Source organism: Rhodococcus sp. UFZ-B548 (genome assembly GCF_903819475.1).
Taxonomy (GTDB): Bacteria; Actinomycetota; Actinomycetes; order Mycobacteriales; family Mycobacteriaceae; genus Rhodococcus_F; species Rhodococcus_F erythropolis.
Window position 1 is genome coordinate 95,305 of sequence record NZ_CAIJDS010000019.1, and the last position, 25,373, is coordinate 120,677.

A 25,373-nucleotide genomic window follows, 5' to 3' on the forward strand; every position below is an offset into this window, starting at 1 on the left:
ACCGAATGATCGGTTGGTAACTAGTATGCACCGAGGTGTCCCAGCGCACAAGAGAATCTTTCGACCCACCAGAAATCAGCGGCCCTCGAAAACCGGCTTCTGCTTCGACAGGAAAGCCGTGACCGCGCCTTGATGATCTGCCGTGGAACCCAGCTCCACCTGCGCGTTCGCCTCCGCCTCCAGCGCCTGGGAAAGCCCAGGAGCAACGGCACGGATCAGCGATTTCACGTGAGCGAAGGCCGCGGTGGGTCCGTCGGCAAGTCGACGGGCAAGTACCCGAGCCTCAGCTGCGACGTCCTCGTCGGCCACCACGCGATGAACCAAGCCCCACTCCAGTGCGCTCTGCGCGTCGAACTTGTCGCCGAGCAACATCAGGCCACTGGCACGGCTAGGTCCGAGCGCGTGCACGAGCGCATGACTGAGCCCGGAGTCACTGGCCAGACCGATGCCGGTGAATGCCGTCGCAAAGCTCGCGCGAGCCCCCACGACACGGATGTCTCCGGCCAACGCGATCCCCAACCCGGCCCCGACGCAGGCCCCACCGATACCCACCACTACCGGGACAGAGAGCGTCGACAGCGCCGTGACGATGGGGTTGTAGTGCGCGGCGACGGTATCCATCGCGTGCGCCGGATCAGCATCCAATGCTGCGGCGTGCTCGCCCAGATCCTGACCGACGCAGAAGTTCTTGCCTTCGGCGAGAATCAACACCGCTCGAACCTCTGCGTCCGCGCGGACCTGCAGCAATGTTTCGAGCAGCTGAGACTTCATTTCGCCGTTAACGGCATTGGCGGCCTCAGGTCGGTCGAGAGTAATTGTCGCCAAACCTCGCTCGATCTCCAAGCGGATCACGTCAGTCATCGATGTTCCTTTCGCAGGCAGTTCGGTTCAGCTCCATGTGTGAAAACCCTGTCCCGTCTTGTGCCCCAACTCGCCGCGAGCCACCTTCTCTCGCAACAATGCTGGAGGTGTAAATCGATCACCGAGAGTGCTCGCGAGGTGTTCGGCGATCGCCAGCCGCACATCCAACCCGACCAGATCTGTCGAACGCAGCGGCCCCATCGGATGCCGATACCCCAATTCCATGGCCCGGTCGATCGATTCCGCGTCCGCCACACCTTCTTCGAGCATGCGGATGGCTTCGAGCCCGAGACCGACGCCAAGCCGGCTGGTTGCAAAACCAGGTGAGTCGTTGACGAGCACCTCGGCCTTGCCGAGCATCGACACCCATGCCCGTACCGAGTCGACAACCTCGGGGCGGGTCTGAGGCGCCCGGACGATCTCGACCAACAGCGACGCCGGGACTGGATTGAAGAAGTGCATACCGATGAACCGGCTCGGATCCGTCAGCGCTGCGCCGAGTTCGGCGATCGACATGGAACTGGTGTTGCTGGCGATCACGGTGCGTTCTCCGGCAACGGTTTCCGCAGCGGCGAGCACCTCGACCTTGAGGGCCGCAATTTCCGGGACCGCCTCGACGATCAGGTCGAGCGACGGGGGTAAGGAGCTCACTGCGCCTACGACGCTCACGCGCGCGAGGACCGTCGCGGGATCCTGGTCGCCGAGTTTCCCTCGCTCGTGGGCGCGGTCGAGGCCGGTGGAAACACGCTGTAACGCTGCCTCGGCGTCGCCGCTCTCCGCGATGGTGACCGCCCCGCCGAGACCGGCGAACACCTGGGCGATACCTGCACCCATACGTCCACCGCCGATGACTCCGACGGTCTTCGGTGCAACTGCTTCAGTCATGATTTCTTCTCCAGGAAGGCCGTCATGCGATCACGCTTGTCCGAACTCTCGAACAGGACGGCTTGGGCGATGTCGTCGGCAAACGGATGCGATCCCGGCGCGTCGACGATGATCTTCGTCAATCGCAGTGCCAGCGGGGACAGTCGGGAAATACGGTCGAGCAGCCGATGCGCTGCGTCGACATGGCAGTTCGGTTCGGTCACCTCGACAACCAGGCCCGCTCGTAGCGCCTGCTCGGCGTCGAGGTTCCTGGCACCGAGGAGCACTTGCTTCGCGATCGAGACTCCGACGAGCTTCGGCAGCCGATAGCTGGCGCCGGCGGCTGCCATTATGCCGAGATTGGGCTCGGGATTACCGAAGACCGCCGTCGTTGTCGCGACGCGAATGTCACAGGCGTAGGTCAACTCTGCCCCGCCGCCGAGCGCATAGCCGCTCACGGCGGCCACGGTGGGCAGCGGGAGCTTTCCGATACGGTCGAACAGGGTCCGGTTGATACCCGCAAACGCTTCCTCTCGTCCGCGCGCTCGGAGCTCCGCGATGTCAGCGCCGCCCGCGAAGTGGTCTCCGCGCCCGGCAAGCAGGAGCAGCTTCGGATCCCGTTCGAGGCGTCCACAAACCTGATGCAGTTCGTCGATCATTTCCGCGTTGATCGCGTTGCGTTGCGCGGGCCTGTCGAGGGTGACCACGACGCGATCCTCGCGCTCGTCCACGTGCAGGGTGTTCACATTCGCTCCTTCTCGCTCTCTTACATTAATAACCGAACATTCGGTCGTTTGGCAAGGGTGAAAACGAGGTTGGTGCACAGCTTTGCCCGAACTGAGAAGATGGGGGCATGACTACGGCACGCCCCACTCGACGCACCGGCCTCCCCGGACGTCCCGGCTACGACCTCGATTCGCTCTTAGCCGTGGCTGTAAAGGTGTTCAACGACAAGGGCTACGACGGCGCCAGCATGGAGGTGCTCGCCAAGAAGCTCGGCATCACGAAGTCCTCGATCTACCACCACGTGTCCGGCAAGTCGGAACTTCTCGAACTCGCACTTTCGCGTGCACTCAACGCCCTGTTTGCGGTCACGACCGAAGAAGGCGCCACCACCGGTCCGTACATCGACCGGCTCGAATACCTGGTCCGGCGCAGCGTAGAGGTGCTGGTCGCAGAGCTTCCGTACGTCACCCTGCTCCTGCGCGTCCGCGGCAACACGACGGTCGAGCGGGCCGCACTCGCCCGTCGACGCGAATTCGACAACTTTGTCGGAGGCCTCGTCTCGTCCGCCGCAGCGGAGGGAGACCTGCGCCCGGACATCGAACCGGCCCTCGCCAGCAAGCTGATGTTCGGCACCGTCAACTCACTGATCGAGTGGTACAAACCCCGAGCGGGCGAGTCCGTCTCCGACATTGCCGACGCGGTCGTCGCCGTCACTTTCGACGGACTTCGCAAGGCCTGATTCCAGGCAGTTCTGCCGAATCCTTGACAACGCGGCGTTACCGGGCGATCGTAATTACCGACCGAACGTACGGTGAGATGGAGTTATCGTGAGCAGACTGTTGGAAAGCTATGTAGCCGGTCGCTGGTACGCCGCACCGGACGCAGGTACCCCGTTGCCGAGCGCAGTGGACGGATCAGAGGTGGCCCGGATCTCCGCAACCGGCGTCGACCTCGCCGAGATGGTTACGTACGCACGCGAGGTCGGCGGGCCTGCACTGTCTGCGATGACCTTCCATGAACGTGCCGGCGCGCTCAAGGCTCTCGCCCTCACGTTGATGGCAGGAAAAGCCGAGTTCTACGCACTCTCCACTGCCACCGGCGCGACGACGCGAGATTCCGGCGTGGACATCGACGGTGGATTCGGAACCCTGCTGAGCTACGCGAGCAAGGCTCGGCGCGAATTGCCCGACAGCACAGTCTTTCTGGATGGAAACGTCGAAGCTCTGGGCAAGGGCGGAACTTTCCTCGGGCAACACATCTATACGTCACGCCGCGGCGTCGCCGTACAGATCAACGCCTTCAATTTCCCGGTGTGGGGTTTCCTGGAGAAGCTGGCACCGGCATTCATCGCGGGTGTGCCGTCCATCGTCAAACCTGCCAGTTCCACGGCATATCTCACCGAACTCGTCTTCCGGCGCATCATCGAATCAGGCTTGCTCCCGGAGGGTTCCGTCCAACTGCTCTCCGGTAGTGCACGGGGCCTCCTCGATCACCTCGGCGGGCAGGACTCAGTGGCATTCACCGGATCCGCCGACACCGCCGCAACGCTGCGTGCTCACCCGAACGTCGTCGGCAAGGGCGTCCATTTCAATGCCGAGGCCGATTCACTCAACGCGTCGATCCTTGGCGAGGACGCCGTACCAGGAACGCCCGAATTCGATTTGTACGTCAAACAACTCGCCACCGAAATGACAGTCAAGGCGGGTCAGAAGTGCACGGCGATCCGGCGCGCCCTGGTGCCGGTCTCGCTGGTCGACGCCGTTGTCGATGCCGCATCCGAGCGACTGAACAAAGTGGTCGTGGGACACCCCGATGCCGACGGCGTCACGATGGGTGCGCTCGCCAGCATCGAGCAGCGCGATGAAGTCTTGAAATCCATTCGCGGTCTGACGAAGTCGGCAACTATCGTATTCGGAGACCCGGACAACGTCGACGTGGTCGGTGCCGACGGCCAGTCAGGGGCCTTCCTTTCCCCTGTCCTTCTCCGGGCGGAAGAGAATGCGCACGAGGTACACGAGCTGGAGGCCTTCGGACCCGTCAGCACCGTCATCGGATACGACGGCATCGATCATGCGATCGAACTCGCGGCCCGTGGCGAGGGAAGCCTCGTCGCCTCGGTGGTCACTGCCGACACCGACATCGCACGTCGACTGGTGCTGGGCCTCGCAGCTTTTCACGGCAGAGTGCTCGTCCTGAACCGCGACGATGCCAAGGAATCCACCGGCCACGGCTCTCCCCTTCCAGTCCTCGTACACGGCGGTCCGGGCCGTGCCGGCGGCGGTGAGGAGCTGGGTGGCATCCGCGGAGTTCTACACCACATGCAGCGGACGGCCGTGCAGGGCACACCCGACGTGCTCACCGCGGTCGGCGAGCGCTGGTTCACCGGGTCAGCGCGCACGACCGGATCCGAACATCCATTCCGAAAGAGTCTCGCCGAGTTGAAGATCGGCGACACCGTTGTCGGCGGTCCGCGCCAGGTCACACTCGCAGACATCGATCATTTTGCAGAGTTCACCGGTGACACCTTCTACGCACACACCGATCCGGTGGCCGCAGCGGCGAACCCGCTGTTCGGCGGCATCGTCGCACACGGCTATCTGGTTGTCTCACTCGCTGCCGGTCTGTTCGTCGACCCGGCTCCCGGCCCGGTTCTCGCGAACTTCGGCGTGGACAGCCTCAGGTTCCTGACCCCGGTGAAAGCCGAAGACAGCCTGACGGTCACCCTCACAGCCAAGACCATCACACCTCGCAGCAGCGCCGACTACGGTGAGGTTCGTTGGGATGCCGTGGTGACGAACCAGGACAACGATCCGGTCGCGACATACGACGTCCTGACTCTGGTAGCCAAGACTCGCCCCGAAGGGAATTGAAAGCACATGGCCTATCGAGTAGCAGTATGTTACGGACGCCCCACCGATCCGGAGGCTTTCGACAAGTACTACAACGAGATCCACGTCCCGCTCGCCAGCGCAGTGCCAGGGCTCTCGGACTTCACGTTCAGCAAGTGCTCGACGCTTGACGGCTCCGATCCAGTCTTCTACGCCGTCGCCAACCTGGTGTTTCCCGATCTCGAGACGATGCAGAGCGGCCTGAAGTCCCCGGAGATGGGCGCCGCTGGAAAAGATGTCGCAAACTTTGCCACCGGCACAGTCGACATGTACGTCCAGGAAGTTGTCTCGGTCCTCTAGACCCCTGCAATTCTCCGATCCCACAGGAGTTGTCTCGTGAGTACAGGAAGCATCACCGCCAGAGAGATGTTCGACGCGGACCAGGCGTCGCAGGCACTCGGTATCGAGATTTCCGAGCTGGCGCCCGGTAGCGCAACCGTGACCGTCACCGTGGGCGAAACCATGGTGAACGGTCACGGAATCACACACGGCGGTTATGTTTTCCTGCTCGCGGACACCGCGTTTGCGCTCGCCTGCAACGGCTACGAGGATTCAGCCGTTGCAGCGCGCGCGGACATCCGATTTCTACGTCCGACCCGTCTGGGCGACACCTTGACCGCGATCGCCACCGAGAAGGCACGAGGCGGTCGAAGTGGGATCTACGACGTGACCGTTCGCAACGGCGACACCGTCGTGGCCGAGTTCCGCGGCGACAGTCGAACCATTTCTCGCTGAAATTCAGCCCACGGTGTTTCAGCTCACGACGGGAAGTTCGAGGGGGCCGGAACCGTCGGCAAAGATCGTCACCGGCATACCTTGCAGTCCCCCACGGAAACTGATGTCGCCACCGGTGATCGCGAGACGCACGGAATGCCCTGGCTCGAATCGATGCACTATCGCCGGCATCGTCACCGGGACCGGCTGGGACGGATCACTGATGCGTATGGGCGCAATCAGTCCGTTGATCAGCGAGGAAGTTCCGTCCGGGGCCACGTCGTAGAGTTTCGCGAACACCACCGGCTGTCCGGGCGCCGCAACACGCAGCGTCACAGTGGGGGCTCCCACCACGTCCATCGCCTCGGTCATCGGCGCAGTGGTCCAGAGCGCCTCGGTTCCCGGAATCTGTGCATTCGGAATGTTTCCGGCCGGATTGATATTGAGCGGCTCTATGCCCGTCGGCAGCCCACCCGGTGCCGTGACGATCGTCTTCGGACCAGGTATCACCGGCGTGCCGTCCGGCAGCAGTCCCCCGTCAGCGGACAGATGGAAGGCGCGGGCGGTCCCGACATCGACGGTGTCGGACGTCGCGTATGCCGGCGCCGCGTTTCCCTCGTAGTCGATCCAGTTACGGAAATACGCGAATTCCGGTCCCGTCTCCGTGTTCTCGTCCTTGAGGTAGTGATCGAACCAGTCCATGAAGCGACCGGTTTCGTATTGCGCGTCTTCGTCGGGAGCGGAAAAGCTGAATTCGCCGGGCGCAGCGGCCAAGTGGCTGTGCCCCCACGAATGCCAGATCATCTTGGCATCGACGCCACGATCCTTCAGCGCGTCGTAAGTCGCGGTTGCCTCGTTCAGATCGAACAGGGTGTCCTGTTGTCCCTGAGCAAGCAGTACTGGAATGTTGATCCGGTCGACGAACGACGAGACCGACGACGCTCGGAGCTCACTCACTACCTGCGGTCCGATGTCGCCGGTCACCACCGCCTCGGCGATCGCGTTGCACATGTAAGGGACGTAGTTCGGGCAGCCGGGTAGCCGTGCGGGATCTGCGATGTAGCCGTCCACTCCGGGATTCGCGATGCCCGCGCCGAAGAGCAGCGATGCAAAGAGCACCTTCGCTGCTCCCGGCTCCGCTGTCGACACACCGGAGATGATTCCCTTGCTGTTGGGCGCCAAGGAATACGAGAGATCGTTCCAGGTGATCATGGGGATGATCGTGTCGATACGGGGATCGACACTCGCGGCGGCGAATTGAATCCCGCCGCCGTAGGAGCCACCCGTCATTCCGACCCGCGGGTCGTTCGTCGACGGTGCACCGAGGTGATCGACGGAGTCCTGTACCACCGCGGTGAGCGCCGGATAGGGCTGCGTCAGAGCCTGATCCGTGAAGGCAATCCCTTCTTGGCCGCCGAGGAAGCTGACCAACTGGGAGGCGGCGACGCCGTCGTACGCGGGAGAATCGAGTGTGATCTTGCAACTCGAGCCACCGAAACCCAATCCCGAATAGGTCAGTCCGACATACCCGTTCTCGGCGAAGTTCTGCAGCGCGGGAATCTGGTCCTTGTACGAACCACCGAACCCGTTGGTGGTCAGGATCGCGGGCGCTGGGTTGTCCGCATCGACGCCGTCGGGAACAAAAAGTTCACCGACGACGGTGCACGGAGTCGAGAGTTCAGGCCCGACATCGACCGAGAAGTACAGCAGCTGTGACGAATACGAGCCGTTCGGTGAATCCGCGAGCGCCGGCGGCGAAAAGCCGAGGGCACAAACCACGAGCGTGACGACACTGATCGCTATTCTCCGGCGCACCTGAAAACCGTACACCCGGATCTGTTCTCCACCAGCCTGATCGGGTGCGCGCCGCCGAAGTTTCCGCAGCAAAAGCTACGCCGGACGGGGCCGACCTCTACTTGACCGTCAAGGTGCCGCGCATACTCGGATGGTAGGTGCAGTGGAATGTGTACGTTCCAGGCTCGTTCGGCACCGTGATGGTTTCGGTCTCACCCGCTTCGATGTCCTCGTTGAACAACCCTGCGGTATCGGACGTGACCGAGTGCTCGACGGTGTCGTTGTTCTGAATGGTCAGTACCTGTCCGGGCATCACCGACTCCGGCGTCGAATATCCGAAACCGCTGATCACGATTCCCATCGACGACGCTCCCGGCGTCGACATACCCAGAGGCATGCTCGGCATCGACATACTGGTCGGCATGCTGGTCATCGCCATGCTGGTCATCGCCATGCCGTCGTGATCGGCCGAATCGTTGTCCGACGAATCGTTGTTGTCACTGCACGCGGTCAGTGCGAACACCGCCAGGATCAGCGCTGCGAGCACTGCGAGAATCCGCTTCATTGCTTCGCCTCCTGCTCGTTCCCCCGCAGTCTGCTGATTACCCGCCGCCTAGGGGGCCAAACAGCTCCGATGTGGTGCCTGCTGCGCTGATAGTGCACGATTTCTGCACCAGCTCCACTCGCGGACCGACACTGAAGGAAACAGCACAGATGGCCAAGAGCAAAACGTCGAAGGCAGCCCAGCCGAAGGCTCCCAAGACAGCAGAGCCGAAGGTAGCCGAGAAGGCTCCTGCCGTTCTCTGGAAGGACCTGCCGGACGAGCACGACTACCCGGCGGCCCGCGATTACCTCCAGTTGGGCGCGACACCGGTTCAGGTCCAAGCTCTCGTGTACGCCCTCAAGACGGCGACGCTGGTCTCGAAGAAGGCCAAGGACATCCTGCGGGCCGCCGGGCTACCCCTGCTCCCGGTCGACAACCCGCACGTTGCTGCCGACCTGTTGAAGATCCGCAAGGGGATCGCGCTGTCTCCGATCCTGCTGGTGCAGGGAGACTTCCGCGCCGGAGTACCGGCGCAAATCGCCGACGGCTACCACCGTGTCTGTGCGAGCTACCACGTGGACGAGAACACCGGCATCCCTGCAAAGATCGCTCCCTCGACAGTGACGCCGTAGGTCGTCGATGACCTTCGGCATCCTTGCCCTCGTCGCGCTGGCCGGCATCCTCGGTCCGCTGCTCGGCGCTCGCGTCAGTTGGCATGTCCCCGTGGTGGTCGGCGAACTTGCCGCGGGCGTCGTCTTCGGTGTCACCGGTTTCGGGCTGCTCGACTCTTCGGACCAGACTTTCACGTTCCTGGCCGATATCGGGTTCGCGCTCACGATGATGGTGGCCGGCTCACACGTCCCGGTCCGCGATCCGGCAGTTCGTGCGGCAATCGGCAAGGGTGCCGTTCGCTCGGTTGTCGTCGGACTGCTGTCGGTGGTTGCCGGCTACGGTGCGGCGACGGCATTCGGCACCGGTCACGCCGCGCTGTACGCGGTCCTGATCGCGTCGTCGTCCGCGGCGTTGATTCTCCCCATCGTCGATTCGCTGGGGCTCGGTGGAACCTCGGTTCTGCAGATGACTGCCCAGGTCGCGATCGCGGACACCGTCTGCATTGTCGCGCTGCCTCTGGTGATCGATCCGGACAATGCCCCTCGTGCCGGTGTCGGCGCATTGGCGGTGGCGGCGTGTGCGGTTGCCTTGTTCTTCGTACTGCGAGCCTTCCACCGGTCCGGCCATTGGCGCAAGCTCCACAAGTTCTCGGAGAAACGAAAGTTTGCACTCGAACTCCGGATCAATCTGGTGATCCTCTTTTCTCTGGCAGCGCTGGCCTCCAGCACTCACGTGTCGATCATGCTCGCGGGCTTCGCCTTCGGACTGGTCCTGGCCGCGATCGGTGAACCCCGCCGCCTCGCCAAACAACTCTTCGCGATCACCGACGGCTTCTTCGCGCCCCTCTTCTTCGTCTGGTTGGGAGCGGCGATCAATCTGCGCGACCTCGTCACTCATCCGTCCGCCATCTGGCTCGGATTGGTCTTGGGCGGAGCAACTCTCGTGGTTCACGCCGCGATACGCGCCCTCGGTCTCCCGCTCCCCCTCGGCGTGCTGTCCGCCGCACAACTGGGAGTACCGGTTGCCGCAGTGACGGTGGGCACTCAATTGGGGGTGATGGGCGACGGTGAACCCGCAGCCATCCTCCTCGCCGCCATGATCACGATCGGGGCAGCAACACTGGCTGGTGCCGCCGCGTCGAAAGCCGGTCTCACGAAGCCTGTTTGACCGCGGCCCGCTCCACCGTCAGCAGGCTCTCCTCCGAATGTTCGGCGTGATACGCCGCGCCGCCGCCGCGGACACCGAATAGCCGCTTGCTCCAGATCAGCCACACGACGGCGGCGACGTTCACCAGCAGCAGCCCGGCCCTCAACCACGTGATCTTCTCGGTCAATTCGTAGATTTCGAGGGGCAGGAACAAGCTGGTCGCCACCACTGCGAAGTACTCGCCCCAGCGTTTGACCATCCACAGCCCGACGGCCTCGATCACTTGCAGGCCCGCGTAGACCAACAGACCGACCGCGATCCAGGTGAGCGTCGTCGCCGACAACGAAAACGCCTGCTCGATGTGATGGACCAGTTTGGAATCGTCGATGTTCCAACCCAGCTGGCGGGCCAATGGTCTGATCAACGGCAATTCGTTCTCGAAGGCGTCCTCGACGCGCCCCTTCGACGATCTGAGTTTGAACACCCCGATCGCCAGAAGAACCAACCCCAGAGCGCGGAACATTCTCTCGGTGGCAAGAAGTCGCATGATCAACCGGTCGCGAAGCAGCCGTCCCCGCGGAACCTCGGGAGCGGCGTCCGCCGGCCCGTACGCTCGCGGCGCTCCCGGGACGAAGTTGCCGCAACGTAGGCACCGCCAAGCCTGTCCTACCGCTGTCTCCACATGTAGTCGATCCCGCAGCTCAGGTTCGTCCGGAGCGTAGGTCTCGTGACCGTGCCAACTGCACGAGCGCAATGCGAAGTCCACGGGTGAACTCTATGCCGCATATGCCCGGTAGCGTGGATACCCGCTGACCGTGCACTTCGAACGATGAGGATTCCGATGACAACCACCAAGATCGAAACCCGGCATGGCGTCATGGCAGTCGACGACAGTGCCACCGATGGTTTCCCGGTTGTCTTCATCCACGGAAACTCGGCCAGCCGCTCCATCTTCCGTCATCAGGTCGACGCCGGCTGGGCGGGCGACTACCGCATGATCACTCTGGACCTGCTCGGCCACGGCGACTCCGAGGACGCGAGCGAACCCGAAGCCGCGTACACGCAGAACGGTTACGCCGACGCCATCGTCGATGTTCTGGCCGAACTCGGCGTCGAACGAGCGGTTGTCGTCGGGTGGTCGCTCGGCGGACACATCGCCCTCGAGTTGATCGCGAAATTCCCCGGGCTCACCGGAATCGTCATCACCGGTACGCCACCGGCAAATCCCGAGACGCTCGGCGACGCATTCAATGCCGGCGACGGATTGTCCATCGGCGGCACCGAGGTCATCACCGCGCAGGAAGCCGAACTCTACGCACGGATGACCGCCGTTCCCTTCGAGCAGTCTGCCCTCGACGCCGCGATACGCACGGACGGGCGCGCTCGCAAGATCATGTTCGACGCATTCGGCGCCGGCCGCGAATCGGATCAGAAGGCTCTGGTTGCAATGGCGTCTGTGCCTCTCGCGGTGATCGACGGCGCCGAGGACCCGTTCGTGAACACGTCCTATGTCGCGTCGTTGACCTTCGCGAATCTCTGGGAGGGCACGTATCACGTGATCCCGGGAGTCGGGCATGCAGCGTTCTGGGAAGCACCCGAGATCTACAACCCACTGTTGCAGCGGTTCCTCGCCAGTTTCGCGAAATAACTGGAATTCTGAAATCCGGCTATCCGTCCCAACGAAATTTCGCCCACTCTGGGTCGTACTGGGAGGCATCCGCGTCGCTTACAGCGTGAGAAGGTCTCGTACGCGAAAAGTCGTATCGTTCGCGACCGCCTCGAACAACGCACACAGCAGTTCGAAGAAGGCTTGAAACAAGCATCGAGTAAGCGCTCGACTCGATAAGAGAACCTCTTCCCCGAAAAAAATCGAACCGGTAGAACCGGTCGAACACAGATTTTCTCTTTACCTGAATCCAAGGCAAAATGGACAGCATGCCGAGCCCTGTCATCGCCTCCGAAGGGCACAGTTCTTGGCAAACACTTCACGAATGGTTCAACGAACCACACGACTACGAGTGGATAAAGCACCAGAGATCCGGCCGAGCAATCATCCCGATCTTCCGAACCTTGCTCGGAATGATGACGATCATCTTCGGACTCTCCGCGTTCTACAAATTGATCGGCCCGGATACGCCGCCGACCACACCCGGCAAAGCACTTTCGATTTTCATGATCTGCACGTGTGTGGGAATCGCCGCATGCTGGTTCACACAACCATTCCCCGGACGCCGGGGGTTGCTTGCTTTCGGGATATTCGCAGATCTCGGGATCGCGGCCGCAGTCCTTCTGGTGCCGGATCGCTCGTCCGCGACGTTCGGTTGCACCGTCTTCGCCGTCACCGGAACCTTTGCGACTCTTTTTGTCAGCGCAAGGTGGCTTGTCGCTCATGTCGTTTGGTCGACGACCATCACGACTACCGTTTTTGTTCTTGCCTATCTAGAAGGCGACGTCGATATCACGACGCTTCTGGCCCGTGGCACCGTTCTTTTCGGAGCTGTCACACTCGTTCCCATTTTTGCGCACCTGACCTGGCGCACTCTCTACCGCGATGCCCAGTATTCGGACCGGGATCCCCTCACTGGCCTGTTCAACCGTCGGGGACTGGAGGGAGCAGTCGGCGATCTCTTCGAGAGCACCCGAGACGATTCTTCGTCTCTCGCTTTCGTCGTCGTCGATATCGACAAATTCAAGACGGTGAATGATCTTCACGGTCATGCCGAAGGCGATCATGTCATCAGAAGAACCGCGAACCGATTGAGCACACATCTCGGCGAACACGGAATCATCGCTCGTACGGGCGGAGAAGAATATCTGGCTGTCATTGCCGGTGATCCCGAATCGACAATCCTGTTGATCGAAGGGATAAACGCGGCACTGTCGGATTGTTCCGACGCGATCCCCACAACGGTGAGCGTCGGAGCTGTGATGATGACCGCCGAATCGAAGGCGTGGAGCGGCGGTGCTTCCGCAATCCTGGCGGCGACAAATGTCGCGGATTCGATGATGTATCAAGCGAAAGCGGCAGGCGGTAATACGATCCGCTCGGCTCAGATCTGATTCACAGCCACGTAAGTGGGTGGACGCTGCGCCCGGTTTCCGTGTCCGTGGCGGCAAGATACACATCGACCCGCTCAGCGGTCAGAGCCTTGCTGATGTGATAGCCCTGGACCAGGTCACACCCGACCCACTGAACGCGGCGGAACTGCTCGATGGTCTCGACGCCCTCGGCCAACGATTTCATACCGAGGGCCGCGGCCAATTCGACGATGGACTTCACCACGGACATCTTCGGATCGTCCGAGTCGGTGACCAGCATGCGATCGATCTTGAGAACGTCGATTGGAAGTCTCTGGAGCGTGGCGAAGGAAGAATAGCCGGTCCCGAAATCGTCGAGTGCGACGGTAACCCCGAGCTCACGCAGCTTGTAGAGATCCCGGATCGCGCGATCGTCCACAACACCTGTCTCGGTGATTTCGAGCTGCAGCAGATGCGGAGCCAAGCCCGAATCCGTCAGAGCTTTCTTCACCATCGCACCGAACTCTCGCGACACCAACTGCACTGGTGAAACGTTGACCGAGACGCCGATTCCGGTCGGCCAACCCGCAGCAGCCGCGGTCGCCATCGCCATTGCCTGCGCACCGAGGGGAATGATCATTCCGGTTTCCTCCGCCACCGAGATGAACTGGCTGGGCCCGATGAGGCCGCGGCTGGGATGGTTCCACCGTAGAAGAGCCTCGAAGGCCACCACTTCACCGGTCTGAGTATCGACTTGAGGCTGATAGTGGAGATCGAACTGCCCTTCCTCGATCCCTCTGTCCAGCTCGTGGAGCGCAGTCGCCCGCGCCGATGCCCTCGCCCGCAGCAGCGGCGAGAACTTGCCTACTCGATTGCGCCCCGTCGACTTCGCTTCGTACAGAGCCAGATCCGCCAGCATCACCAATCCGTCGGCGTCTGTTGAATCCTCGGGCGCGCTGGAGTAACCGATCGTGGCCCGCACTTCTATTCGATTGCCTTCGACGAAGAATGGTTCGTGCAGCACTTCCAGGTACCGATCGAAGATCACCCCGGGATCGTCGCGCGACGACGTGCAGACGATCAGCCCGAATTCGTCGCCGCCCATCCGCGAGCACATGTCCGAACCTACGACCTTGCGCAGGCGTTTCGTGACTTCGAGAAGTAATTGGTCCCCGATCGGATGTCCAAGGGTGTCGTTGACCGATTTGAAATTGTCGAGGTCGAGAATCCCGACGAGAACCTGCTTGTCCGGCGCCCGAGAATTGATCGCTTCCTCGAGCGCCACACCGAACGCACGACGGTTCGGCAACCCGGTCAACGAGTCGGTGGCCGCAAGCCGAAGGATCTCCTGCTCGTGGACATACCTCTCCGTGATGTCGGAACCGACACCGCGCCAACCCAGAATCACGCCGGATTCGAGGACCCGTGGATTACCGGAAAGAGACCACCAGCGCCGCCTACCGTCGACATGCACCGGCACGACGGTGTCCCGGAAGGGGGCACTCGATTCGAGTTTGTCGATCATCTGGGCCGCGGCCGCACGCCCCTCCGGACTCGACGCGATCTGGAGTCTGGTGAGGAGTTGCCCGAAGGTGAGTTGCTGCAACTCGTCCACCGTCATACCTGCGACCTCGGCGAGACGTGCCGAGGTGTGGGAGAACCGGCCGTTGGTGTCGCACTCCCACAGCCAGTCGCGGGAACCGCCTTCGAAACCGTCGAGCAACAACGCCACCGTCTGACGCTCGGATTCCGCCTGAAACTCTGCGAGACAACGTCTCTGGAACGAGGCCGACAGATAGACCGCCCCTACGGTGAGCGCAAACATGTAGATGCACAACTGAATCGCAAGTACGCGAAAGTGGGGTTCGGCGTGGACGATGAGAACAGTGAAGACGCCGAGGCCGTGAATGTAGATCCAGGTCAGGCTCACCGATCTCAGACTGGAGAACGTCACGGTCCCGGCGCCCATGATTCCTGCCATCGTCGCGATCAGAACCAAGTCGCGGAAGACGTCCATGTCGTGAAAGAGCAGGGCAAAAAGTGCGACGTCTAGGGTCGCGACAACGATCACTTCGACGAGCAGACCCACGTAGTCGTAGCGCGGTGTGTGCTTCGACGGTCGCCAGCGAAGCGGTATCCATACTCGAATCGAATTCGCGAGGACAAGAAAGATGAGGGCGCCGCCCAACCACCTGAGCGTCTGACGTCCGGGCGGGACGGTGTAGGTCAGAATCACGACCAAACTCGCCATGTACGCAAGATTGGCGAACGGCGCGACGGCCGCAGCCTCGTCGATCTGACGGCGAAACAGGCTGTTGCAGTCGGTCTCCGAAGCAGGATCTTGCCGACTCAATCGACTCAATCGACTCAGACGGTTCATCAGTGAGGCATCCCGACACCAGCGCAGGCGCCATCAGCGGGCGTCGAATCCGCTCGCCTGGCCATCCGAACCTCCCCTGGCTCCCCACCGAACCCTTATCCGGTGAAACGTCAGTGTTTCAGACTCGCTGCTTGTTTCCTTCACAACGGTAGCCATCTGACGAATCGATTGTGCGCAGATCACTATATCCAGAGGTCGTTCCGTCGATCGTCCAGGTCGATCCGCGATTGCTGATTCTTAGCTCGAACCACGTTTGTCGCCGACCGCGACGCGGGGGATTCGAGCGGTCGGGAACAACGCGGCGATTGCGAGCAGCGCTGCCACGGCAAAAGCGACACGCAACGCGTCCAGCCTGGCTTCTTCGTTCACGTCCACGATCGCATCCGCCGTGGACTCGGCGACGCCGGCGTCACTGAGAGCGGATCGGAGTTGCGTCGTCGACAGGAACGGCACCCCCGAGGCCATGTCGGTGCTCGCTTGCTGCTGCACCGATGTCGGAACCGCCGGATTGTCTTCGATTCCGGCGATCGCCGACGTCGTGAGAGTGGCAATGAGAACCGATCCGATCAGGGCAGTTCCCAAGGAAGCGCCGAGGTTGGTGGCGGTGTTCTGCAACCCGCCGACCTCGGTGCTGCGTTCGTCCGGGACCGAGGACACCGTGACGGCTCCGAGCTGCGAAGACAGGCACCCCAAGCCGAAACCCATGAACAGCATGGGAATCATCACGATCGCCGCATTGGCGCCGGGGTCCATGCCTGCCACGAGCATCAGAATGCCGACGACCATGACCAACAATCCGACTCGGACCACGCGTCGCGGGTTCGCGGTAGGCCGTAGCTTCGGAATACCGATCGCCGCCACGACGAGCGCCGCCGACAACGGCAGGATGCGAATTCCGGTCTCGAGAGCGCTGAGCTCCAGAACTACGGACAAGAACAAAGGAACCGCGAAGAACACGCCCGCCTGCACCAGAAACTGCGCGAAGAACATCGACAGCCCGCCACTGAGTTCGCGGTTTCTCAGCATCGCCGGATCGAGCAGAGGCTCCTTCCCCGCAGCGGCCAGGCGCCCCTCCCATCGCAGGAATCCGTAAACGACAAGGAGCCCGACGATCAGCAGCCACACCACCGGAGACAACCCCACCAGCTGCGGCCCGCCAGGTTTGGCCTGCACCCAGCCCCACTCGCTCGAACGCAGCACACCGAAGACGATCATTCCCAGTCCCACCACGGACAGGATCGAACCGAAGTAGTCGAGGCGCGACTTCGACGGTGGGACGTCGACCACCTTGCTGAGCACCAGCAAGATCAGGACGACGATCACGACTTCGCCGACGAACACGTAACGCCACGACGCAAATGTCGTCGCCGCGCCGCCGATCAGCGGCCCCACTGCCACGGCTATCGCGCCTGCTGCAGCGACGAGGCCGTAGGCCGCCGGACGCTTCTCCGCCGGGAAGTTGGTGGCGACGAGCGCAACGATCGCGGGCATGATGAGCGCCGCGCCGACGCCTTCGAGGAACGACCAACCGATCAACAGGACCACGAGATTCGGAGCGAGCGCAGTCGTCAGAGAACCAGCGCCGTAGATGACCAAGCCGAGTGCGAAGGCTCGGCGACGGCCCATCATCGAACCGACTTTGCTACCCGTGATCATCAGAGTCGCCATGACCAGGGTGTACAGCGTGATCGCGGTTTGAATGCCGGTGATACTCGTGCCGACGTCCTCGGCGACGGTCGCCATCGAAACATTCATGACCGAGCTGTCCAGGGTCATCAGGAACTGGCTGCTCGCCAACACCGTGAGAACCAGCCCCGAACCCGCCTGCGTAGTCGAACCAGCAACCTGTCCGTCACCCATCGTGCGGGTGTACCCGGTGCTCAGGTCTTCGAAGCAGACCGGTCAGTGCTGTTTGAGGCTGTTCGAGGCTGTTTGAGTCAGTGCCGTTCGAGTCAGCGCTGTTCGAGTGCGAGTTGATCCGCCCAGGCCGACACGTCGCCGCGTTCCAGAGCGACCGCGAGCAGTTCCGGAAACTTGTCCGGCGTGCACGCAAACGCGGGAATCCCGAGGGCACTCAGCGCCGCTGCATTGTCGTGATCGAACGATGGAGCGCCGTCGTCCGAGAGCGCCAGCAGAACCACAACCTGAACGCCGGCATTCTTCATGGCCGCCATGCGCCGCAGCATCTCGTTCCGAATACCGCCCTCGTAGAGGTCCGAGATCAGAACAAACATCGACTCGGCAGGACGCGAGATCAGCGACTGGCTGTACGCGATTGCGCGGTTGATGTCCGTGCCCCCACCAAGTTGGGTCCCGAACAGGACGTCGACGGGGTCGGACAGTTTGTCCGTCAGATCGACGACGGCGGTGTCGAAAACCACGAGCGAAGTCTTCAGCGCTTGCATCGACGCCAACACCGCGCCGAACACGGACGCGTAGACGACGCTGGACGCCATCGAACCCGATTGGTCGATCGCCAGGACCACGTCGCGCTGCACAGATTTCGACTTGCGGCCGTATCCGACGAGCCGCTCGGGGACGACGGTTCGATACTCCGGCAGGTAGTGCGACAGATTTGCTCGGATGGTTCGGTCCCAGTCGATGTCACGCAACTTCGGATTCGACGTTCTGGCCGAACGATTGAGTGCCCCGGTCACCGCGGCCTTCGTTTTCTGCGCGATTCGCTCTTCGACTTCCCGAACCACCTTCCCGACGACCATTCGAGCAGTGGCCTTGCTGGCCTCCGGCATGACCTGGTTGAGGCTCAGCAGCGTCCCGACCAGATGTACATCTGGCTCGACGGCATCGAGCAGTTCCGGTTCGAGCAGCAACTGCGCCAAACCCAGTCGGTCGATTGCGTCCTTCTGCATCACCTGCACCACCGTGCTGGGAAAGTACGTCCGGATATCGCCGAGCCATCTGGCGACGGACGGCGCCGACGCCCCCAATCCGGCTGAGCGGCGGCGCCCCTTGGTCGGGCCGGACGAGTCGTAGAGCGCTGCGAGAGCTGCATCCATTCGACTGTCGCCCGGTTGGCCCAGCCCTCCCGTCGATTCTTCGGCGGATTCCCCGAGCATCAATCTCCAGCGCCGAAGGCGCTGATCGTCGTCGCTCATACGCGCGCTCCCAGTATCTCGGCAACGACCGCCATTGCCGCTCGGCCGCGTCGAGTATCGGTCTCCACTGTCGTCTCGACGCGTCGTCCACCTCTGACCGCCTGACCGATCGCTCGACGCTCCCCTGCCTCGAAGGCTCCGAACGTGCGTCGAAGCAACGGAAGCGTGTCGATGAAGTCCTGCTCACGAAGTTGGCGGACCCACGTGTCGATCAGCGTGAGCAACGCTCGATCGTGAACGAGCACAAGCCCTCCGCCGCCGAGAAACCCGTCGACCCACCCGGCTTTGGCGGTCGGCGCGCTGCCCACGGACAGGGCCCGAGACAAGCGCTGGGCTGCAGCGGTTTCCGTGATCGAACCGCTGTCGCGCAGTAGCCGCACCATCCGTCCGACGAGTAAACCGTTGACGTCGTCACGGTCGATCACGCCGGCCATCGCCTGCAGCCACCGTGCGCTCGCATCGCGATCGTCACGGACCATGACTGCCGAGTGAACCTTGTCGAGGTGATCGCGAAACTCCGCGGCGCTGGGATCGTCCAGTCCGGTGACGGCGACTGCGAGGCCGGTGCAGATCCGGATCAACAAGCTGTCGGCGACGTCGATCAACGCCGTCACATCGGTTCCGCGCACATCGCCGTATCGCAGCGTTCGGGTCAGCGTCGGTAGCGCCGCCATCAGATGTGACACGTCATGGTCTAGTGCCGCAACTGTTTTCACACTCTCCAAAACCGCAGACAAAGCTGCCGGGAGGTTTGCGAGCAGTGAGTTCTCCAGTAGTCCGATCAGTGACGCGAGAGTGATGTCCGGCTCGTTGATCTTCGAGACGACACGTGATGCCGCCGCTGCGGCCACCGTCGTACCCCACAGCGACGCCTCGATCACCGAGACCGAGAATTCGGGCTTCCATTGCAGCGCCCAAGTCTCTCGGAAAGTTCCGGTGGAACGGACCTCACTGTCGGCCGGGGTTCCCCAATCGATCTCGAGGATCCCCAGTCGGTGCAGGAACTGGGAACGCTCGACGTCGATATCGCGTCGCAGGTCCAGATCGAGATTCTTGGCTCCCGCTTGTTGTTTGAGCCGCAAAGTCTTCGAACGTGCTCGCAGGTCTGCTTCGAGCGGAACCGTCGGAGTTTCTTCGGGCACCGTGCCCAGGGCTTCGCCCACAACGAGTCTTCGTGTGATCAGATCCAGAAGAACGTCGTTTCCGTCGCACATCACCGACCTCGTAGCCTCGGTAACTTCCGACAATCCGGCCAGCGGGCGAGAACGCAGTGCAGCCAACGTATCTGCCAATCGGACAGCTTCGATGACGTGAGCACTCGAGATGGGAAGGTCCTCGTCCCTGAGCACCCTCGCAACTTTGGTGAGCCACCGCGTGATCGTCTTGTCGTTCGCGGTGAACAGATGGTGATACCAGCCCGGCGAGGTGATTCCAGCTCCGTAACCCGATGCCGACGCCAGGCGTGAATGTGTCCAGGGAACCCAGGTCAGCGAGGTCTTGACCTTGGACATCCCCTTGAGAATGCGGGCGTCGGGAGCCGCAGGCCCCAGGGCTCCGACCAACGCCGGCGCGTGCCAAGCTCCGCAGACGACCGCTACCCGCTCGGCGCCATCCTTCAACGTCTTTCGCAGCACCTGCCGCATATACGCTTCGCGATGCGCTGTCTCCTCGTCGATCGGCACTGTCTCACGCAGCGCCTCCATCGCCTCGGTGATCGCATCGAAAGAATCTGCGCCCGAGCTTGATTCGATCACCGAATCCCACCAGCGTTCGGTGTCGTCGAAACCCGCGGCCGCGGCCAGTTCAGACAGAGGATCGCCCTCGCGGACAGTACGAATCCCCTGATCCGCCAACCCGTTGAACGCGGGCAGATCGCAGAACCTTGCCTGCACACCGTTCTTCGCAGCCCACTGCAGCGCTTGCCATTCAGGTGAGAACACCGCAAACGGCCAGAAGGCCGCCTTCGACGGTTCGCCAGTGGCGTACGCGAGCAACGCAATCGGCGGTTCCATCGACTCCGATGCCGCCAGCATCACCAACGGGTCTGCATCCGAAGGACCTTCGATCAGGACCACGTCGGGGGAAAACTCGTCCAGGCCCTGCCGAACCGAACGAGCAGATCCCGGGCCGTGGTGACGGATACCGAAGACCCGGACACGCAGGTCCGGAATCACGATGGTCACCCGGTGACCTCGCGGCACGCCCGGTAGAAGTCGGACCACTCGCCGCGTTCACGCACTACTGCCTCGAGGTACTCGTTCCACACAACCTTGTCTGCGACCGGATCCTTGATCACCGAACCCAGGATTCCGGCAGCGACGTCGGATGCCCGCAGTACGCCGTCCCCGAAATGCGCAGACAACGCCAAACCGTTGGTGACCACCGAGATCGCCTCCGCCGTCGACAGAGTTCCGGACGGGGACTTCAACTTGGTGCGGCCGTCGGTGGTCGTGCCTGATCGCAGTTCCCGGAACACGGTGACGACCCGGCGAATTTCCTCGGCTGCTGCGGGGGTTGTCGGCAATTCCAGTGCTGCGCCCAACTGTTCGACTCGGCGTGCCACGATAGCCACCTCGCCCTCCTCGCTGGCCGGCAACGGGAGAACAACTGTGTTGAACCGTCGACGCAGTGCGGACGACAGATCGTTGACACCGCGATCGCGATCGTTGGCGGTAGCGATCAGATTGAAGCCCTTGGCTGCCTGCACCTCGATGCCCAGTTCCGGCACCGGCAACGTCTTCTCGGAGAGAATGGTGATGAGGGCGTCCTGCACGTCGGCCGGAATACGCGTCAACTCTTCGACACGGGCGATCTTCCCGGTTTCCATCGCGGTCATCACAGGTGACGGCACCAGCGCACCGGCGGTCGGCCCCTCCGAGAGAAGGCGTGCGTAGTTCCAGCCGTAGCGGATAGCTTCCTCGGGCGTACCCGACGTGCCTTGAACCAGGAGCGTCGACGCACCCGAGATTGCAGCCGAAAGGTGTTCGGAGACCCAGGTCTTGGCTGTACCCGGCACGCCCAACAGCAGTAGCGCCCGGTCGGTGGCAAGAGTTGCGACGGCCACTTCCATCAACCGCCGTGGACCGACGTACTTCGGTGAAATGACCGTTCCGTCGTCGAGAGTGCCACCCAACAGATACGTCACCACGGCCCAGGGCGACAAGTTCCACGACGGTGGACGCGGGCGGGTGTCCTGCGCGGCCAGTGCTTCGAGTTCGAGTGCGTACTCCTGCTCTGCGTGGGGCCGCATCAGCATTGCCGGTTCTGTGGTGGGCACGGTTGCGCTGTCAGTCATGTGAGCTCCTCGAGCAGGGTCTTGCGGTGGGTGATGGCGCTGGCAGTTCTGGCGAAGGTCTGCCGCCAGTCCGGGTCACGTGCACGTTCCGCAGCCCGATCGAGCAAAGTTACTGCGCTGTAGGGAAATCGACTCTCGGCTAGGCGTAGCGATGCGCTGTATTTGTAGCGCGAGAATTCGCCGGCCTTGGCGCCCCCATCGGCACGTCTGGCCGCAACTCGTTCCCACTGGGCCACGACTGCCCGGGTGATGTCGTCTGGCCATGGACCTGGCAGAGCGTCGTAGATCGCTGCCCGGCCCGGGTGCAGAACATTGGCGTCGCCGTTTCCAGACCTCAACAGGTCAGCCAACGCCTTGGCCGGCACCAACGGGAGTAGGCGTCGATCGGTTGCCGTGCCGCGTATGCGAAAGAGTTCCAGCGCCCATTCCGCATTGTTCTGCGCGACTGCAGCGGTGGACCAAGCGTCGTGAAGGATCGGCTCCCAGCCTTCGTCAACGCTCATCCCCATGACCTTGCCGGGTTCACCGATCATGTTGTTCCACAGAGACAACGGTGCAGAACTGATCGCCTGACGCAAATACTCGGCACGATAGTCGGTGTGTGGATTCGGCCGATCTTCGATGCCGTCTCGCCTCGACGCCGCATCGACTTCCTCAGGCGGCAGGATGACCAACGTGGATCGAAGCAGTTTCCGCTCCACCCGCGCCCATTTCTGAACCCGCGCAGCCATTCGCTCCCCGAACTCCGATTCGGGAATACGTCCGAGCACCTCCGCTGCTGCGCGTCGCACGTCCTTGCGACGGTCGTCGAGGGCTTCCTCCAACAATGGTTGATCGTCGGCGCTCGATCCGATTGCCAGAGTCGAGACAAATGCAGCCTTCTGTTCGCCCCGCTCGGTGCCCCACGATTTTCTGAGTTCGGCCAGTGCCAGCGCGGGATCTGTTCGGCGAGTGTCTATCAGCCACTGCGTGCGCTGGGACGAACTTCCGTGACGCCAGACATCCGGATCTGCATCCCTGGTTCGGACGAGCTTGCTCCACTCGGGGTTTTGCGCGGCTAGCCATCGGCCACGCTCGCCGACGATCTGCAGGATGCTCTCCCGGTGAGCTTCGCTCGCACGTGCAAAGGAAAGCAACTCGGCGACCAGATGATCAGGCGCACGGTAGTTGCGCTCCAACGCGACTGCGAACCACTCGTCGAGCAAGGTCGCTTTGGCCGCAAGCATCGACAGCAAGTGCGCCGATGAGGATTCCGGCAGCGTGAATCGCACATCGTCTGGAGCAGGTGTCGGCACGGCCGCCGTGGTGGAGCCCGCACCGCCACGGCGGTACGCCCTCTCCAACGCTGCTGCTGCCAGAAGCATCTCGGCAGGATCGCCGTCGAGTTCGCGGGCATGGCCTCGCACTTCGGCCGGCAGCTCCTCGAATGTTGTTGAGGTTCTGGCGGTCCCGAGAAGAGCAGCCGAGATCAATGTGCTCACAGCACGATCACCTGCCCTCCTGCGAAAACCGAGATCGGAGTAAGAGCCAGCGCATTCCACGTTCCGCAGACCGTGACCGGGTAACCGCCGGAAATACCGAGCAACTTCCACAGAAGATCCGAATCACCCTCTGCCCGAAGCGCTGTGCCCGATCCGTCGACGAGAAACCAGGAACCGTCGACGAACGACGGGACCACCGAACTGATAACTGCCGGCCACGAGCGCAACCAGGGATCTGCGGCGAGGGCATCGGTAAACTGCTGCAACGCAGCGTCGATGCTTCCGAACGGCATGGTTGTGAAAGGCTCCGGTTCACCGTGCGTTGCCCCCATCCGCGCCCGCAATGCCGCGGCACCGGGATAGAAATGAACATCGGCATTGAGCAGAAACCCGACTGGCGGCGTTTCGGTGGCAAAGTTGGGTGACCCGTGGGAGAAGTCGAGCAGCATGGCCCACCGTTTCGAATTCCTGCCGAGCATCCACACGGTTCGGGTGAACAGTCGCTTCTCCTCGGTGATCCCGGAACCGAGAATCATCCAGTTCTCTTTCACCGGAATCGATTCCATCACACTCTCGGTTGAGACGGGATAACCGACGTGCGCTTTCACCGAATAGGCAAGATCTTCCGGCAACTCGGACAGCTTCTGATGCGCAGCGACCAGCAGGTGCAACCGAGCCAACTCGTCGAGGACCTTCTCGGGCCAGTTCTCCGTAGACGCAACGATTCCCGCCAATGCTCGAAGCGTGCCTGCAATACCGGGCGCCTGAGCATCCACCATTCGAGCGGCTACCGCGTCGAAGCCCGCCCAGGATGTGTCCATCGCTGCCAGACCACTGCGGATCTGATCGGTGATCCACAGGTCCAATTCGACGAGCCCGCCCGCAACGCGGTCGGCACGCTTCTGCGCTGTCGCCGGGTCGGGAGACTTCTTGGGAACCTCGTCACCGCTTTCGCCGGTGTTCTCGGCCTTCTCCTCGCGGCGCGACAACCACTCTGCCGCGAAGTCGGCCGGCTCGTCCGTCGACGGCACACGCCCTTCCGACCATTCCACCAGCAGCCCCAGAGCATGTTTGCACGGAAACTTTCGACTGGGGCACGAGCACTTGTATGCAGGGCCCCGCAGGTCAACCACTGCTTGATACGGCTTCGAGCCGCTGCCCTGACACAGCCCCCAGAGCGCGAGACCGCTACTTCCGGCATGGCTCCACGAACCAGCCAACTTGCGCGCAGCGGCCAGCGATGCGGCGTCGGGAGCTACCGACGCCACCTGCCCAGCTGTCCACGGCGAAGTCACTCGACCACAGTATGACAACCCGCTGACATCGCAGAGTCAGGCCGATTCTTTAGTGAATTAGCTCTTGACTCGAACACATATTCGAATATGGTTTGAGGTGGGGATCGGGGGATTCAATGAGTATCAACACATCATCTGACGTCGTTTGTGGTTCTGCGGTGGGCTTGCGCGGACGTCTGTGGCAGCTGACCACGGCGGAGCTGCGGGCCGTCGCTATCGAGGCGAGTTCGGAGATTCTGCGTCTCGAGGCTGTGCGGGTGGCGGTGGTGGACGAGTTGTCGATGCGTCCCGATGATCAGGTGATCGCCAGCCGCGGTGTCGGTGCGTGGTTGGCGGCAAACACGATGCTGCAGGTCCGGGACGGGAAGAAGATCGCCGCCCTCGGTGCAGCGCTACGCCCGTTTCCGGCAGTGGCGGCCAGATTCGATGACGGGGACTGCTCGTTCGATCATGCAGTGTTGATCGTGGCGTTCTGCGAATCACCGCCGAAGGGCATGCCGGAGGAGGCGCTCCCTCGCTGTATCGACTTGTTGTTGGCTGCTGCGTCGGGCGTGGAGGCCACGACCACGAAAGTACGGAACGTCATCGCGACCTTGGAGCGAGTGTTCGAATCCGATGAGATTCCGCCCGCCGAAGATA

Annotated in this window: 22 protein-coding genes; 9 read left to right on the top strand and 13 right to left on the bottom strand. The window is 62.4% G+C overall.

What is annotated here, in order from left to right; genetic code table 11:
* Positions 1-75: 75 nt before the first annotated feature.
* The 3 genes from H7C86_RS17965 to H7C86_RS17975 are packed head-to-tail and all read right to left on the bottom strand — an operon-like array spanning position 76 to position 2,471.
* Positions 76-861 (bottom strand): enoyl-CoA hydratase/isomerase family protein, encoded by a 786-nt coding sequence (locus tag H7C86_RS17965; RefSeq protein ID WP_097386718.1) that lies wholly within the window; start codon positions 859-861, stop codon positions 76-78.
* A gap of 27 nt (positions 862-888) precedes the next feature.
* Positions 889-1,746 carry a 3-hydroxyacyl-CoA dehydrogenase family protein gene (locus tag H7C86_RS17970; protein ID WP_182261953.1) on the bottom strand — a complete coding sequence of 286 codons (858 nt, stop codon included), beginning with the start codon at positions 1,744-1,746 and terminating at the stop codon, positions 889-891.
* Positions 1,743-2,471, bottom strand: coding sequence for an enoyl-CoA hydratase/isomerase family protein (locus H7C86_RS17975; RefSeq protein WP_031330720.1), 729 nt, complete (start codon positions 2,469-2,471; stop codon positions 1,743-1,745). The genes H7C86_RS17970 and H7C86_RS17975 overlap by 4 nt, the downstream gene beginning before the upstream one ends.
* Before the next feature lie 107 nt (positions 2,472-2,578).
* Here H7C86_RS17975 and H7C86_RS17980 point away from each other — a divergent pair, with 107 nt between their 5' ends.
* The 4 genes from H7C86_RS17980 to paaI all read left to right on the top strand — a co-directional run bounded on the left by H7C86_RS17980 (position 2,579) and on the right by paaI (position 6,074).
* Positions 2,579-3,190, top strand: coding sequence for a TetR/AcrR family transcriptional regulator (locus H7C86_RS17980; RefSeq protein ID WP_019745762.1), 612 nt, complete (start codon positions 2,579-2,581; stop codon positions 3,188-3,190).
* 88 nt (positions 3,191-3,278) lie between these two features.
* Positions 3,279-5,321, top strand: coding sequence for a phenylacetic acid degradation bifunctional protein PaaZ (gene paaZ / locus H7C86_RS17985; RefSeq protein WP_141488236.1), 2,043 nt, complete (start codon positions 3,279-3,281; stop codon positions 5,319-5,321).
* A 6-nt stretch (positions 5,322-5,327) separates the two neighbouring features.
* A complete protein-coding gene (locus H7C86_RS17990; RefSeq protein WP_182261954.1) occupies positions 5,328-5,639 on the top strand; it encodes an EthD family reductase in 312 nt (103 codons plus the stop codon).
* 66 nt (positions 5,640-5,705) lie between these two features.
* Positions 5,706-6,074 (top strand): hydroxyphenylacetyl-CoA thioesterase PaaI, encoded by a 369-nt coding sequence (gene paaI, locus H7C86_RS17995; protein ID WP_044480147.1) that lies wholly within the window; start codon positions 5,706-5,708, stop codon positions 6,072-6,074.
* 18 nt (positions 6,075-6,092) lie between these two features.
* On the opposite strand, the gene H7C86_RS18000 is transcribed toward paaI, so the two are convergent.
* Positions 6,093-7,883: a CocE/NonD family hydrolase gene (locus H7C86_RS18000; protein ID WP_182261955.1), complete on the bottom strand. Its 1,791-nt coding sequence runs from the start codon at positions 7,881-7,883 to the stop codon at positions 6,093-6,095.
* Between the two features lie 82 nt (positions 7,884-7,965).
* A complete protein-coding gene (locus H7C86_RS18005) occupies positions 7,966-8,412 on the bottom strand; it encodes a cupredoxin domain-containing protein (protein WP_047890232.1) in 447 nt (148 codons plus the stop codon).
* A gap of 149 nt (positions 8,413-8,561) precedes the next feature.
* On the opposite strand from H7C86_RS18005, the gene H7C86_RS18010 reads away from it, so the two are divergent.
* On the top strand, positions 8,562-9,023 hold the full coding sequence (locus H7C86_RS18010; RefSeq protein ID WP_256063942.1) for a hypothetical protein: 462 nt from the start codon (positions 8,562-8,564) through the stop codon (positions 9,021-9,023).
* 7 nt (positions 9,024-9,030) lie between these two features.
* Positions 9,031-10,170, top strand: coding sequence for a cation:proton antiporter (locus H7C86_RS18015; protein WP_020909485.1), 1,140 nt, complete (start codon positions 9,031-9,033; stop codon positions 10,168-10,170).
* On the opposite strand, the gene H7C86_RS18020 is transcribed toward H7C86_RS18015, so the two are convergent.
* Complete coding sequence (locus tag H7C86_RS18020) at positions 10,154-10,915, bottom strand: DUF2127 domain-containing protein (protein ID WP_182261956.1); 762 nt, start codon at positions 10,913-10,915, stop codon at positions 10,154-10,156. The genes H7C86_RS18015 and H7C86_RS18020 overlap by 17 nt on opposite strands.
* Before the next feature lie 75 nt (positions 10,916-10,990).
* On the opposite strand from H7C86_RS18020, the gene H7C86_RS18025 reads away from it, so the two are divergent.
* Positions 10,991-11,797, top strand: a complete 807-nt coding sequence (locus H7C86_RS18025) for an alpha/beta fold hydrolase (protein ID WP_182261957.1) — start codon at positions 10,991-10,993, stop codon at positions 11,795-11,797.
* A gap of 287 nt (positions 11,798-12,084) precedes the next feature.
* Positions 12,085-13,209, top strand: a complete 1,125-nt coding sequence (locus tag H7C86_RS18030) for a GGDEF domain-containing protein (RefSeq protein ID WP_249347384.1) — start codon at positions 12,085-12,087, stop codon at positions 13,207-13,209.
* 1 nt (position 13,210) lies between these two features.
* On the opposite strand, the gene H7C86_RS18035 is transcribed toward H7C86_RS18030, so the two are convergent.
* From H7C86_RS18035 to H7C86_RS18070, 7 genes are all read right to left on the bottom strand, one after another.
* Positions 13,211-15,547, bottom strand: a complete 2,337-nt coding sequence (locus H7C86_RS18035) for a bifunctional diguanylate cyclase/phosphodiesterase (RefSeq protein WP_021331710.1) — start codon at positions 15,545-15,547, stop codon at positions 13,211-13,213.
* Positions 15,548-15,784: 237 nt separating this feature from the next.
* On the bottom strand, positions 15,785-17,407 hold the full coding sequence (locus H7C86_RS18040) for an MFS transporter (RefSeq protein WP_020971136.1): 1,623 nt from the start codon (positions 17,405-17,407) through the stop codon (positions 15,785-15,787).
* A 92-nt stretch (positions 17,408-17,499) separates the two neighbouring features.
* Positions 17,500-18,663, bottom strand: a complete 1,164-nt coding sequence (locus H7C86_RS18045; protein WP_046379481.1) for a VWA domain-containing protein — start codon at positions 18,661-18,663, stop codon at positions 17,500-17,502.
* Entirely contained in the window at positions 18,660-20,846 is a 2,187-nt protein-coding gene (locus tag H7C86_RS18050) for a DUF5682 family protein (RefSeq protein WP_220463464.1), read from the bottom strand. Before H7C86_RS18050 ends, H7C86_RS18045 begins: the two co-directional genes overlap by 4 nt.
* The gene (locus H7C86_RS18060; protein ID WP_182261960.1) at positions 20,843-21,958 is read right to left on the bottom strand and encodes an AAA family ATPase; all 1,116 of its coding nucleotides are present in this window, start codon (positions 21,956-21,958) and stop codon (positions 20,843-20,845) included. The genes H7C86_RS18050 and H7C86_RS18060 overlap by 4 nt, the downstream gene beginning before the upstream one ends.
* Complete coding sequence (locus tag H7C86_RS18065) at positions 21,955-23,439, bottom strand: DUF5691 domain-containing protein (protein ID WP_182261961.1); 1,485 nt, start codon at positions 23,437-23,439, stop codon at positions 21,955-21,957. The genes H7C86_RS18060 and H7C86_RS18065 overlap by 4 nt, the downstream gene beginning before the upstream one ends.
* A complete protein-coding gene (locus tag H7C86_RS18070) occupies positions 23,436-24,734 on the bottom strand; it encodes an SWIM zinc finger family protein (protein WP_259349237.1) in 1,299 nt (432 codons plus the stop codon). The genes H7C86_RS18065 and H7C86_RS18070 overlap by 4 nt, the downstream gene beginning before the upstream one ends.
* 116 nt (positions 24,735-24,850) lie before the next feature.
* Here H7C86_RS18070 and H7C86_RS18075 point away from each other — a divergent pair.
* A partial coding sequence (locus H7C86_RS18075) for a DUF222 domain-containing protein (RefSeq protein ID WP_182261962.1) occupies positions 24,851-25,373 on the top strand: 523 nt, incomplete at its 3' end.

Coding starts and splice junctions, on each gene's coding strand:
- H7C86_RS17965 (WP_097386718.1), bottom strand. CDS start 861: ATGACTGACGTGATCCGCTTGGAGATCGAGCGAGGTTTGGCGACAATT.
- H7C86_RS17970 (WP_182261953.1), bottom strand. CDS start 1,746: ATGACTGAAGCAGTTGCACCGAAGACCGTCGGAGTCATCGGCGGTGGA.
- H7C86_RS17980 (WP_019745762.1), top strand. CDS start 2,579: ATGACTACGGCACGCCCCACTCGACGCACCGGCCTCCCCGGACGTCCC.
- H7C86_RS17990 (WP_182261954.1), top strand. CDS start 5,328: ATGGCCTATCGAGTAGCAGTATGTTACGGACGCCCCACCGATCCGGAG.
- paaI (WP_044480147.1), top strand. CDS start 5,706: ATGTTCGACGCGGACCAGGCGTCGCAGGCACTCGGTATCGAGATTTCC.
- H7C86_RS18005 (WP_047890232.1), bottom strand. CDS start 8,412: ATGAAGCGGATTCTCGCAGTGCTCGCAGCGCTGATCCTGGCGGTGTTC.
- H7C86_RS18010 (WP_256063942.1), top strand. CDS start 8,562: ATGGCCAAGAGCAAAACGTCGAAGGCAGCCCAGCCGAAGGCTCCCAAG.
- H7C86_RS18015 (WP_020909485.1), top strand. CDS start 9,031: ATGACCTTCGGCATCCTTGCCCTCGTCGCGCTGGCCGGCATCCTCGGT.
- H7C86_RS18025 (WP_182261957.1), top strand. CDS start 10,991: ATGACAACCACCAAGATCGAAACCCGGCATGGCGTCATGGCAGTCGAC.
- H7C86_RS18030 (WP_249347384.1), top strand. CDS start 12,085: ATGCCGAGCCCTGTCATCGCCTCCGAAGGGCACAGTTCTTGGCAAACA.
- H7C86_RS18035 (WP_021331710.1), bottom strand. CDS start 15,547: ATGAACCGTCTGAGTCGATTGAGTCGATTGAGTCGGCAAGATCCTGCT.
- H7C86_RS18040 (WP_020971136.1), bottom strand. CDS start 17,407: ATGGGTGACGGACAGGTTGCTGGTTCGACTACGCAGGCGGGTTCGGGG.
- H7C86_RS18045 (WP_046379481.1), bottom strand. CDS start 18,663: ATGAGCGACGACGATCAGCGCCTTCGGCGCTGGAGATTGATGCTCGGG.
- H7C86_RS18060 (WP_182261960.1), bottom strand. CDS start 21,958: ATGACTGACAGCGCAACCGTGCCCACCACAGAACCGGCAATGCTGATG.